6 protein-coding genes, 1 rRNA gene, 5 pseudogenes and 1 other annotated feature are annotated in these 12,465 nt (G+C 65.2%); of the genes and pseudogenes, 4 read left to right on the top strand and 8 right to left on the bottom strand.

Annotated features, from left to right (window positions below):
• Positions 1-51: 51 nt before the first annotated feature.
• Both ABD05_RS30375 and ABD05_RS30370 read right to left on the bottom strand, forming a co-directional pair.
• A complete protein-coding gene (locus ABD05_RS30375; RefSeq protein ID WP_047903908.1) occupies positions 52-1,389 on the bottom strand; it encodes an NAD(P)-dependent oxidoreductase in 1,338 nt (445 codons plus the stop codon).
• 127 nt (positions 1,390-1,516) lie between these two features.
• Positions 1,517-2,797, bottom strand: coding sequence for a Zn-dependent hydrolase (locus ABD05_RS30370; RefSeq protein ID WP_047903907.1), 1,281 nt, complete (start codon positions 2,795-2,797; stop codon positions 1,517-1,519).
• A gap of 357 nt (positions 2,798-3,154) precedes the next feature.
• Here ABD05_RS30370 and ABD05_RS30365 point away from each other — a divergent pair, with 357 nt between their 5' ends.
• Complete coding sequence (locus tag ABD05_RS30365) at positions 3,155-3,847, top strand: TetR/AcrR family transcriptional regulator (protein ID WP_047903906.1); 693 nt, start codon at positions 3,155-3,157, stop codon at positions 3,845-3,847.
• 116 nt (positions 3,848-3,963) lie between these two features.
• On the opposite strand, the pseudogene ABD05_RS30360 reads toward ABD05_RS30365, so the two are convergent.
• The 5 genes and pseudogenes from ABD05_RS30360 to ABD05_RS39475 all read right to left on the bottom strand — a co-directional run.
• Positions 3,964-5,155: pseudogene (locus ABD05_RS30360) on the bottom strand (acetyl-CoA C-acetyltransferase).
• 18 nt (positions 5,156-5,173) lie between these two features.
• Positions 5,174-5,944: pseudogene (locus ABD05_RS30355) on the bottom strand (3-hydroxyacyl-CoA dehydrogenase).
• Positions 5,945-6,089: 145 nt separating this feature from the next.
• Positions 6,090-6,314 carry an AMP-binding enzyme gene (locus tag ABD05_RS39485; protein ID WP_338012475.1) on the bottom strand — a complete coding sequence of 75 codons (225 nt, stop codon included), beginning with the start codon at positions 6,312-6,314 and terminating at the stop codon, positions 6,090-6,092.
• Positions 6,311-7,228: an AMP-binding protein gene (locus tag ABD05_RS39480; protein WP_338012477.1), complete on the bottom strand. Its 918-nt coding sequence runs from the start codon at positions 7,226-7,228 to the stop codon at positions 6,311-6,313. Before ABD05_RS39480 ends, ABD05_RS39485 begins: the two co-directional genes overlap by 4 nt.
• A pseudogene (locus ABD05_RS39475) lies at positions 7,208-7,461 on the bottom strand (AMP-binding protein); the annotation flags it as partial. The pseudogene ABD05_RS39475 and the gene ABD05_RS39480, both read right to left, overlap by 21 nt.
• 314 nt (positions 7,462-7,775) lie before the next feature.
• Here ABD05_RS39475 and ABD05_RS30345 point away from each other — a divergent pair.
• From ABD05_RS30345 to ABD05_RS30335, 3 genes and pseudogenes are all read left to right on the top strand, one after another.
• Positions 7,776-8,782: pseudogene (locus ABD05_RS30345) on the top strand (AraC family transcriptional regulator).
• A 234-nt stretch (positions 8,783-9,016) separates the two neighbouring features.
• Positions 9,017-9,615: pseudogene (locus ABD05_RS30340) on the top strand (hypothetical protein).
• Positions 9,616-9,717: 102 nt separating this feature from the next.
• Positions 9,718-10,089 (top strand): nuclear transport factor 2 family protein, encoded by a 372-nt coding sequence (locus ABD05_RS30335; RefSeq protein ID WP_047903904.1) that lies wholly within the window; start codon positions 9,718-9,720, stop codon positions 10,087-10,089.
• A gap of 260 nt (positions 10,090-10,349) precedes the next feature.
• On the opposite strand, the gene rrf is transcribed toward ABD05_RS30335, so the two are convergent.
• A 5S ribosomal RNA gene (gene rrf / locus ABD05_RS30330) occupies positions 10,350-10,461 on the bottom strand.
• Positions 10,462-10,688: 227 nt separating this feature from the next.
• Positions 10,689-12,465 (bottom strand) — a sequence feature (23S ribosomal RNA rRNA prediction is too short).

The following is a 12,465-nucleotide window of genomic DNA, read 5'->3' as shown; positions in this document are numbered from 1 at the left end:
TCCGTGAGAGTGGGGTCGCTGTCGAGGATGCGTGGATGCGTGCGCGTGCGCTTATGCAGCCTTCGCGTCGCGCTGCGCGAGCGCGGCGTCGATCGACGCGGCCGCGCGCTTGCCGTCCTGTACGGCCTGCACCGTGAGGTCGATGCCGTCCGTCGCCGCGCAGTCGCCGCCGGCCCACACGTCGGGCAGTGCCGTGCGCCCGTCCGCGTCCACCGCGATGCGCGCGCCGTCCGCAGTCAGCAACGCGGCCGCGATGCCGTCCGGCACCAGCGTCTGGCCGATCGCCTTCAGCACCATGTCCGCATCGACGGTGAAGCGCTCGCCCGATGCCGCGTCAAACTCGACGCCCGTCACTTGCCCGTTCTCGCCCGCGATGCGCACGGGCTTCGCGTGCGTGACGAGCGTGACGCCGCTCTTCTGCGCGAACTCGCGTTCGGCCCACGTCGCGCTCATCGCATCCACGCCGCGCCGGTAAACCATCGTCACGCGCTCGGCGCCGAGCTTGCGGCTTTGCACGGCCGCATCGATCGCCGTATTGCCGCCGCCGATCACGACCACGCGCCGCCCGACCGGCACGTTCTCCAGCGCATCGGCCTGCCGCACCTGCTCGATGAAGTCGACCGCGTTCATCACGCCGGCCAGTTGCTCGCCGTCGATCGCGAGCGCACGCACGCCGCCGAGGCCCATCGCGAGAAACACCGCATCGTGCTGCTCGCGCAGCGTGTCGAGCGCTATGTCGCGTCCGAGCGCAACGCCCGTGTTCAGCGTGATACCGCCGACCGACAGCAGCCATTCGACTTCACGCTGCGCGAAATCGTCGACAGTCTTGTACGCGGCGATCCCGTGTTCGTTGAGGCCGCCGGCCTTCGGGCGCGCGTCGAACAGCGTCACGCGGTGCCCGGCGAGCGCGAGCCGGTGCGCGCACGCGAGCCCGGCCGGCCCCGCACCGACCACCGCGACATGGCGGCTCGTATCGGGCGCACGCGTGAAACGCACCGCACCGGTTGCCATCGCCCAGTCGGTCGCATGCCGCTGCAGCGCGCCGATCGCCACAGGTTGCGCATCCTGATGGTTGCGCACGCATGCGCCTTCGCACAGGATCTCGGTCGGGCACACGCGTGCGCACATCCCGCCGAGCGGATTCGCGGACAGGATGTCGGTGGCGGCGCCTTTCAGGTTGCCGTTGCCGATCTTGCGGATGAAGCTCGGGATGTCGATCTGCGTCGGGCACGCGTGCACGCACGGCGCGTCATAGCAGTAATGGCAGCGGCTGGCGGCTGCCGCCGCGGCCGTCGGATCGAGCAGCGGCGCGATATCGGCGAATTCGCACGAGAGTTGCGTGGACGACAGGCGATGCGCGGCGATATCGCCGGTTGGCTTGGTGGTCATACGCGTTCCTTCGACTGGGTGGAGACAAAGCCGTCCCCGCCGGCTGCGAATGCACAGTCGGGGCGGTCACGCTTAGGAATGCTACGGTCAGGCGATACGCAGCCTGCCGGCTGCTACGGTCGATTCGTCATGAAGCCGGCTCGCATGCGCGCGACAGCATCGCGTGCAGCAGCACGTTCGCGCCGGCCTCGATCCACGCGGGCGTCGCGTCCTCGATCTCGTTGTGGCTGATGCCGTCGACACACGGCACGAACACCATCGACGTCGGCGCGACCTGCGCCAGATAGCATGCGTCGTGCCCCGCGCCCGACACGATGTCGCGGTGCGAGTAGCCGAAGCGATCGGCCGCACCACGCACGGCCGCCACGCACGCCGGATCGAACGCGACGGGCTTGTAATAGAAAATCTGCTCGAGTTCCGTTTCGAGCCCGATGCCGGCCGCGATGCGCGCGACGCCGTCGCGCAGTGCGGCATCCATCTTCGCGAGCACGGCGTCGTCCGGATGACGGAAATCGACGGTGAAGAACACGCGGCCGGGAATCACGTTGCGCGAGTTCGGGTGGACCTGCATCATGCCGACCGTCGCGCAGCCGAACGGCGCATGATCGAGGCCGATCCGGTTGACGAGGTCGACCACACGCGATGCACCGAGCAGCGCGTCGCGGCGGCGCGGCATCGGCGTCGGCCCGGCATGCGCTTCCTGGCCGGTGAACGTGATCTCGTACCAGCGCTGCCCCTGTGCATCGGTCACGACGCCGATCGTCTTGCATTCCGCTTCGAGAATCGGCCCCTGCTCGATATGCAGTTCGAACGCCGCGTGCAGCTTGCGCCCGCCGCACGGCACGTCGCCCGCGTAGCCGATGCGCGCCAGCTCCTCGCCGATCGTCTTGCCGTCGACGTCCTTGCGCGACAGCCCGTATTCGAGCGGGAACACACCCGCGAACACACCGGACGCAACCATCGCGGGCGCGAAGCGCGAACCCTCCTCGTTGGTCCAGATCACGACCTCGACCGGATGCTCGGTCTCGATCCCGTGATCGTTGAGACTGCGAATCACCTCGAGGCCGCCGAGCACGCCGTAGATGCCGTCGAAGCGGCCGCCGGTCGGTTGCGAATCCGCATGCGAGCCCGTGACGACCGGCGCCGCGTCGGCCACGCGGCCCGCGCGGCGCATGAACACGTTGCCCATCGTATCGACCGTCACCGTGCAGCCGGCGGCCTTCGCCCAGCCGACGATCAGGTCGCGGCCGGCCTTGTCCAGATCGGTCAGCGCGAGGCGGCACACCCCGCCTTTCGGCGTCGCGCCGATCTTCGCGACTTCCATCAGGCTGTCCCACAACCGCTTGCCGTCAACCTTGATCGACGGGTCGAAGACCGGCTGCTTCACTGCTTCCGATACCGCGTTCATTCGCATCGCTCCTGTGGGGTCGGTGATGTCGTCAGCCCGGTCTGTGCCGGTGCGTGCAATGCCTGATTCGGGGGCAAACCCGCCCATGCGCGGTGCCTGCCCCGGTCGTGCGCGAAGTTCGTCCGACGAATCGCCGGAACTGCCTTCCGTCGCTCGTCGAATCCTGTCCGATTGGACAGGTTTTAGACGATCAAAATGACCAAAGCAATGTCTTTCTTTCCCAGATCGATAGAGCGAGAAACGTGCCATCGCAACGCAGCATCGCTGCGGATGCGCGGTTTCCGTACGCGTGCGTTCGACGCGGATCAGCGGCTAGAATGAAGCCCAACGCGGCATGCCCGCCGCGCGAGGGTAACGATGAGACATGACGAGGCGGCAGCCGAAGCGACCGACAGCGACGAAACGTCCGCGCCTTTGCGGCGACGCAAGGCACGCATCCGCGAGTCCAACGAAGCGCATCTGCTCGCGTGTGCGGAGGCCGTATTCGCGGAGCGCGGGCTCGACGGCGCGAGCACCGCGATGATCGCGGAACGCGCCGGCCTGCCGAAGGCGAACCTGCATTACTACTTCCCGACGAAGCTCGCGCTGTACCGTCGCGTGCTCGACGACCTGTTCGAGGACTGGCATCGCGCGGCCGGCACGTTCGAGGCCGGTGACGATCCGGTGGAAGCGATCGGCGGCTACGTGCGCGCGAAGATGGATCTGTCGCGGCGGCGCCCGCTCGGCTCGAAGGTCTGGGCCAACGAGATCATCCACGGCGCGGAGCACATGCCGGACATCCTGTCGCAACGCGTGAAGCCGTGGTTCGACACGCGCGTGAAGGTGATCGACGGCTGGATCGCGCGCGGGCTGCTCGCGCCGATCGACGCGCATGCGCTGATGTACCTGATCTGGGCGACCACGCAGCACTATGCGGATTTCGATGCGCAGATCCGCGCACTGAGCGGCAAGCGCACGTTCACGCGGAAGGCGTTCGACGAGAAGACCGAGCAGGTCGTGCAGCTCGTGATTCGCGCGTGCGGCGCGGTCTCGCCGAAAACGAAGCCGTAGCGCAACCGCGCAATCCGCCGAATCAAGAACGGGCGACGGGTAATGCGCAGAGGTTGTCTGCGCGATACCCGTCGCCCGCGTCGCAGCGTGCGTGCTGTGCGATGCGCGTTTTCGCGTTACGCGATGCGCTCGATCGCGATGGCCGTCGCCTCGCCGCCGCCGATGCACAACGACGCGATGCCGCGTTTCAGGCCATACGTTTCGAGCGCGGCCAGCAGCGTCACCATCACGCGCGCACCCGATGCGCCGATCGGATGCCCGAGCGCGCACGCGCCGCCATGCACGTTGACCTTCTCGTGCGGCAGGTCGAGATCGCGCATCGCAGCCATCGGCACCACCGCGAACGCTTCGTTGATCTCGAACAGGTCGACGTCGCGCAGGTTCCAGCCGGTTTTCTCCGACAGCTTGCGCAGCGCGCCGATCGGCGCGGTCGCGAACAGGCCCGGCTTGTCCGCGTAAGTCGAATGCCCGACGATCACGGCCTTCGGCGTGAGGCCCAGGCGTTCCGCTTCCGAGCGGCGCATCATCACGAGCGCCGCCGCACCGTCCGAGATCGACGACGCGTTTGCGGCCGTCACCGTGCCGCCATCGCGGAACGCCGGCTTCAGCGTCGGGATCTTGTCGAGCTTCGCCTTGCCCGGCTGCTCGTCGATCGACACGACCGTTTCGGTCTTGCCGGCCTTCACGGTCACCGGCGCGATCTCCGATACGAAATGCCCTTCGGCGATCGCGCGTTGCGCGCGCGTCAGCGACGCGATCGCAAACGCATCCTGCGCCTCGCGCGTGAACTGGTAGGCCTGCGCGCAATCCTCCGCGAACGTGCCCATCAGGCGACCCTTTTCATACGCGTCCTCGAGCCCGTCGAGGAACATGTGATCGAGCACCTGGCCGTGGCCCATCCGCATCCCCGCGCGCGCTTTCGGCAGCAGGTACGGCGCATTCGTCATGCTTTCCATCCCGCCCGCGACGGCCACGCCCGCCGAACCCGCCAGCAGCAGGTCGTGCGCGAACATCGCCGCCTTCATCCCGGAGCCGCACATCTTGTTGACCGTGGTCGCGCCTGCCGAAAGCGGCAGTCCTGCCTTCAGCGCGGGCCTGCCGCGCCGGCGCCTGGCCCTGCCCGGCCGGCAGCACGCAGCCGAACACGATTTCATCGATGCGCTCGGCCGGCACGTTCGCGCGCTCGAGCGCCGCGCGAATCGCTACCGCGCCGAGCTCGCTCGCACTGGCCGCAGCCAGGTCGCCCTGAAAACCACCCATCGGCGTGCGCGCCGTGCCAACGATTACGATCGGATCCTGAGTCGTCATGATTCGCTTCCTCCAGTGTCAGCGCGGTGCCATGCGCAACGCGCCATCGAGACGGATGACTTCGCCGTTCAGCATCGTGTTCTCGGCGATGTGGCGCACCAGCGCCGCAAATTCTTCCGGGCGGCCGAGCCGCGGCGGGAACGGCACGCTCTTGCCGAGCGGCGTCCTGTACGTCCTGCGGCATGCCGGCCATCATCGGCGTCGCGAAGATGCCGGGGCGCGATCGTCACGACACGAATGCCGAACCGCGCGAGTTCGCGCGCGATCGGCAGCGTCATGCCTACCACGCCGCTCTTCGACGCCGCATACGCGGCCTGCCCGATCTGCCCGTCGAACGCCGCGACCGACGCGGTATTGACGATCACGCCGCGCTCGCCTTCCGCGTCGGCATCCTGCTTCGACATTGCTTCGGCAGCCAGCCGGATCATGTTGAACGTGCCGACGAGATTGATCGACACGGCACGTGCCAAAGCGGTCGAGCGAGTGCGGACCGTCGCGGCCGACGACCTTCTCGCCCGGCGCGACGCCCGCGCAGTTGACGAGCGCGTCGATGCGGCCGAAACGCGTCGCGCGCGGCGGCCACGGCCGCCTGCCGTCGGCTTCGCTCGTCACGTCGGTCTTCACGAAGCGCGCGGCCGCGCCGAGTTCGTGCGCGAGGCTCGCGCCGGCATCGTCATTGACGTCCAGCAGCACGGCCTTGCCGCCTTCCGCGACGACCATGCGCGCCACCGCGGCGCCCAGGCCCGAACCGGCGCCCGTAATCAGAAAAACGCGATCCTTGATATTCATTCGCAGTCCGTATTCAGGGTTGAGCGGCCTTCTCGGCTTCCATCTTGCGCAACACGAAGCGCTGGATCTTGCCGCTCGGGGTTTTCGGCAGCGCGTCGACCGAAGTCGATCGCGCGAGGATAGGCATGGGCGGACAGCCGCCGCTTCACGTGCCAGGCTCAGTTCGTCGGCCAGCGCCGGCGTGCCGTCGAAGCCCTTCGACAGTACGACGAACGCCTTCACGATCTCCGTGCGCTCCGGATCGGGCCACACCGATCACCGCGGCTTCGCTGACTGCCGGATGCTCGATCAGCGCGCTTTCCACGTCGAACGGGCCGATCCGGTAGCCGGACGACGTGATCACGTCGTCCGCGCGGCCGATGAAGCTCACGGTGCCGTCCGGCTCCAGTTCGACGTTGTCGCCGGTCCGGTAGTAGCCGCCCGCGATCGCCGGCGTGTCCTTGCTGCCAGTAGCCGTGGAACCACAGCAGCGGCGAGCGCGCGATGTCGATCGCGAGATTGCCGGGCTCGCCGGGGCCGAGCTCGCGGCTCGCTTCGTCGAGCACCGCGACGCGATAGCCGGGCATCGCGAAGCCGGCCGAACCCGGCGTGCACAACGTGTGCGAGGCCGTGATGATTGTTCACGACCATCCCGAGTTCGGTCTGGCCGTAGTGATCGTAGATCGGTGCATCGAGCGCCGCGTCGAACCAGCGCACGACTTCCGGATTCAGCGGCTCGCCCGCGCTGCTGACGACGCGCAGCTTGCCCTTCGCGCGCGCCGCCGCTTCCGTACCGGCCGCCATCAGCATCCGGTACGCGGTCGGCGAGCCGGCGAGGCTCGTGATGCCGAGCCGTTCGATCACGTCGTACGTGCTGTCGACCGTGAAGCCGCCCTCGTAGAGCGTCGTCGCGGTGGCCGAGCAGCAGCGGGCCCGTGATCGCGTAATAGAGCCCGTACGCCCAGCCCGGATCGGCGATATTCCCAGAACCGGTCGCCTTCGCGCAGGTCGACCGCGTCGCGCATGTACGCGCCGAACGCGAGCAGCGCGCGCAGCGGCACCGGCACGCCCTTCGGCAGGCCCGTCGTGCGGACGTCGACATTCATCATGAACAGGTCCGTGCCCTTGCGCAGCACCGGTTCGAAACGTGTCCGGCCGTGCGTCGAGCGCCGCGCGGAAATCGATGTCGCGTTCCGGCAGCGCGTCGCCCGGCTCGCGCACCGTCGCGACCGGCGGGCAACCGGCGATCTCGTCGAGCTTCGCGCGATTCGCGACATTGGTCACGACCAGGCGCGCATCGCTCATCCGCAGACGGTGTTCGATCGCCTTCGGGCCGAACGCGGTAAACAGCGGCTGATAGACGGCGCCCGCGCGCCACGTGCCGAGGATCGTCGCGACGAGCTCGGGCGTGCGCGGCAACAAGCGGCCACCACGTCGCCCGGCTTTACGCCCTGCGCGACCAGCAGGTTCGCCACGCGTGCCGACAGCGCCTGCATCTGCGCGAACGTGAAACGGTGGTGCTGCCCGCCGGCGTCGATCCAGTCGAGCGCGATCGCGTCCGCCGATGCGTGCCGGTCGCAACATTCGACGCACGCGTTCAGGCCACGCTCCAGGTCGCGTGCAGATGCGCGGCGGCGGTCTCGATACTGAACCGGGCCACGGCGTCGGCGTAGGCCGGCACCGCCCGGGCGGTTGCTCCATCAGGCATGCGTGTCTCCTGTTCGTTATGACCGCCGGCGAGCCTGGGCGCGACGGGGGATACATCGATAGTAGACAGCCGGCACATTGCAATCAATGACAAACAGAATCTAGAATCGTGATCGCTTTTGCCATGTCGGGAGGACGCAGGAAAATGGGGCCGCAGATGATTTCGCCGGATTTCGTCGACGACGCGCTCGCGTGCCTGCGCCGGCAGCGCATCGCGACGGAGCCCGTGCTGCGCGCCGCCGGCCTGCCGGCCGCCGTGCGCGACCGTCACGCCGCAACAGTACGGCCGCCTGTGGCTCGCGATCGCCGGCACGATCGACGACGAATTCTTCGGGCTCGCCGCACGCCCGATGCGGCAAGGCAGCTTCACGCTGCTGTGCCATGCGGTACTGCACGCCGGCACGCTCGACAAGGCGCTGCGGCGGGCACTGCAGTTCCTGCGCGTGGTGCTCGACGAGCCGCACGGCGAGCTCGTCGTGGCCGACGGGCAGGCGCAGATCGTGCTGACGCAGTCGGGCGCGCCGTATCCGGCATTCGCGTACCGGACGTTCTGGCTGATCCTGCTCGGCGTCGCGTGCTGGCTGACCGGCAGGCGCATCCCGCTGCAGCGCATCGATTTCGCGTGCCCGAGCCCCGACCAGCGCAGCGACTATCACCAGTTCTTCGGCGTGCCCGTGCATTTCGACCGCCCGACAGCCGGCTCGCATTCAACGCCGCGTACCTCGCGCTGCCGACGATCCGCTCCGCGCAGGCGCTGAAGACCTTTCTGCGCGGCGCGCCCGGCAACTGCTGGTCCGCTACCGGCACGACAGGCGGTCGCGAAGACGCGCGCGCACCTGAAGGCGCTGCCGGCCGCCGAGTGGCCCGACTTCGATTCGCTGGCTGTGCGCCTCGGCACGACGCCCGCGACGCTGCGGCGGCGTCTGCGCAGCGAAGGGCAAAGCTTCGCGGCGATCAAGGACGAACTGCGCGGCGCACTGGCCCAGTCGCTGCTGCGGGCACGCGCTCAGCGTCGCGGAGATCGCGGCCGAGCTCGGCTTCACCGAGCCGAGCGCGTTTCATCGCGCGTTCCGGAAATGGACGGGCACGAGCCCTGGCGCGTTCCGGCGCGACGTGCATGCGGCGAATCCGGAATCTTGGATCGCGCGCTGATGATCCGGGTCGTACGCAGCGGATACGGGGATCCCGTCGCACGACGCTGATACGATTCGACACTCCGGCTGCTATCCGTTACCGATGTTTGTCTGCGTTTGATTGCATCGGTCACCGGCATCGACATTCCGGTGCGATGCGCCACGCGGCTCTCCGCAACGCTGACCAGCGCGACGTTGCGCCTCGGCCCTTCCGACCACATACTGGTCGGCCTGAACGAACAAGGTTGCGTCGATGGTGAGTGTCGATCAGGGTGCCGCTTCGTTCTTTGGCGTGATCGGAACCGCCGTGTCTTTGCTGGCAGCGATTCCGTACGCGCTCGCGATCTACCGGCGCACCGTTCGTCCGCATCTGTTCACGTGGCTCGTGTGGTCGGTCGTCACGGCGATTGCGGCCGCCGGCCAGTTCGTTGCGGGTGCGGGGCCGTCCGCGTGGTGCACGGCGGCGATTGCCGTCACGTGCTTCCTGACGCTGGTAGCCAGCATTTTTCGCGGCGAACGCGGCTGGACAGCCATCGACTGGTTTTTCCTGTGCGCGGCCCTTTCAGCCATTCCACTGTGGATGCTGACCGACGATCCGACAGTCTCGATCTGCCTGGTCACGCTGATCGAGCTTGCCGGCCTCGGCCCGACCGTCCGCAAGACGATCCGCGATCCGTGGAGCGAGAGCTTCGCCTATTTCGCGCTGTGCGTGCTCAAGTACGCGCTGGCGTTGCTGGCGCTGAGCACGTGGAGTGTCGCGGTCGCGTTTATCCGGCCGTCAACATCATCGCGTCGGTCGGCATCTGCCTGGTGATGCTGGCCCGGCGTCAATCGCTGTCGAACGCGCGGTAGGCTCTTTCCGTCGCCGCTGTATTCGGAACACGTTGCGTGCTGCAACAGGTCACAACCGATGAGCGAAACCATAAATCTTCAAAGATGATGCGAGGTCCCGATATGGATGCAATCCGTACAGTCATCGAACCCTACGAAACCGCGCTTCGGGCTGCGATGCTGGCCAACGATGTCGACGCGCTCGATGCGTTGCTGGACGACGATCTGGTGTTCACCGTCCCGACCGGCCAGGTCATCTCGAAGGAAGACGATCTGTCCACGCATCGCGCGAAGCTCCTGCGCCTCGACAGACTCGATTTCCACGAAACGCGGGCATGCTCGGTTGGCGAGATGATCCTGACCACGACGAAGGCGACGCTTGTCGGCCGTTTCGATGACGCGGCATTCGACGGCACGTTTGCCTATACGCGCCTGTGGCGTCGATCGGGTGCGGACTGGCGCGTTGTCGCCGGGCATGCATCGCAGGTCATGTAGCCGCGCAAAGCGTGCGTTTTTGATCTGATGGGTGAGGGGAAGAATGCGATATGACGCACCGTGGCGTTGTGCTCGAGAGAACCGAAGCGACCGACGTTGCGAGTGAAGTTGCAGCGGATCAGTGGCGGGTGTTTGATCGGCCGACTGTCGACCTGATGACGCCTTCGCACTCCAGCTCGAGCACGCTGCCGGCCGGCCTGCATTTTGTCCGCGCCAATGCAAAAACCCCCGCCTTTCGGCGGGGGTTCCTGGCTTAGGGAGCCTGACGATTACCTACTTTCACACGGGAATCCGCACTATCATCGGCGTAGAGTCGTTTCACGGTCCTGTTCGGGATGGGAAGGGGTGGACCGACTCGCTATGGTCATCAGGCAAAGAGGGTTGTCGCGTTGCTTCGCAGCACGACCAATCGGGAAGAAGCAGTAATTTTGAGTTGTGTGTATCACACACGAGAATCCAACTTGTCTCGTCTTGCTACGCAGGTCACCGGTACTTCAACCGGCGCGCCGCATCGATCAGCTTCGCTGCTCGACGCTCTGCGTGGGATGCTCGTAAGTGCTGAAGCACTAACGATCATCGACACAAGGCAGACTTGTTATAGGATCAAGCCTTACGGGCAATTAGTATCAGTTAGCTGAACGCATTACTGCGCTTACACACCTGACCTATCAACGTCCTGGTCTCGAACGACCCTTCAAGGGGATCTAGTCCCCAGGGATATCTCATCTTAAGGCGAGTTTCCCGCTTAGATGCTTTCAGCGGTTATCTCTTCCGAACATAGCTACCCGGCGATGCCACTGGCGTGACAACCGGTACACCAGAGGTTCGTCCACTCCGGTCCTCTCGTACTAGGAGCAGCCCCCTTCAAATATCCAACGCCCACGGCAGATAGGGACCAAACTGTCTCACGACGTTTAAACCCAGCTCACGTACCTCTTTAAATGGCGAACAGCCATACCCTTGGGACCGGCTACAGCCCCAGGATGAGATGAGCCGACATCGAGGTGCCAAACACCGCCGTCGATATGAACTCTTGGCGGTATCAGCCTGTTATCCCAGAGTACCTTTTATCCGTTGAGCGATGGCCCTTTCACAGAACCACCGGATCACTATGACCTGCTTTCGCACCTGCTCGACTTGTCGGTCTCGCAGTTAAGCACGCTTATGCCATTGCACTATCAGCACGATTTCCGACCGTACCTAGCGTACCTTCGTACTCCTCCGTTACGCTTTGGAGGACGCCCCAGTCAAACTGCCTACCATGCACTGTCCCCGACCCGGATCACGGGCCAAGGTTAGAACCTCAAACAAACCAGGGTGGTATTTCAAGGACGGCTCCACCGAAACTAGCGTTCCGGTTTCATAGCCTCCCACCTATCCTACACAGATCGGTTCAAAGTCCAATGCAAAGCTACAGTAAAGGTTCATGGGGTCTTTCCGTCTAGCCGCGGGTAGATTGCATCATCACAAACACTTCAACTTCGCTGAGTCTCGGGAGGAGACAGTGTGGCCATCGTTACGCCATTCGTGCAGGTCGGAACTTACCCGACAAGGAATTTCGCTACCTTAGGACCGTTATAGTTACGGCCGCCGTTTACCGGGACTTCAATCAAGAGCTTGCACCCCATCATTTAATCTTCCGGCACCGGGCAGGCGTCACACCCTATACGTCCACTTTCGTGTTTGCAGAGTGCTGTGTTTTTATTAAACAGTCGCAGCCACCAGTTTATTGCAACCCCTTCACCCTTTGCGCGCAGGCGCATCAAGCTACAAGGGCGTACCTTATCCCGAAGTTACGGTACCAATTTGCCGAGTTCCTTCTCCCGAGTTCTCTCAAGCGCCTTAGAATACTCATCTCGCCCACCTGTGTCGGTTTGCGGTACGGTCATCGTTAGACTGAAGCTTAGAGGCTTTTCTTGGAACCACTTCCAATTGCTTCGCTCCCTAAGGAGCTCGCGCCACACCCTTGAATTCCGCGCCCGGATTTGCCTAAGCGCCTTCTCCAATGCAGCGACCGGGACTTCCAACACCCGGACAACCTTCCGCGATCCGTCCCCCATCGCATCTAACAATGGTGCAGGAATATTGACCTGCTTCCCATCAGCTACGCATTTCTGCCTCGCCTTAGGGGCCGACTCACCCTACGCCGATGAACGTTGCGTAGGAAACCTTGGGCTTACGGCGAGGGGGCCTTTCACCCCTTTATCGCTACTCATGTCAGCATTCGCACTTCCGATACCTCCAGCACGCTTTTCAACGCACCTTCGCAGGCTTACGGAACGCTCTCTACCATGCGTGCAAAGCACGCATCCGCAGCTTCGGTATATAGCTTAGCCCGTTACATCTTTCCGCGCAGGACGACTCGATCAGTGAGCT

Origin of the sequence: Burkholderia pyrrocinia (assembly GCF_001028665.1) — a bacterium.
Classification (GTDB): domain Bacteria; phylum Pseudomonadota; class Gammaproteobacteria; order Burkholderiales; family Burkholderiaceae; genus Burkholderia; species Burkholderia pyrrocinia.
Note: the sequence above shows the minus strand (reverse complement) of the source record. Positions and strands in the feature narration are given on the sequence as shown.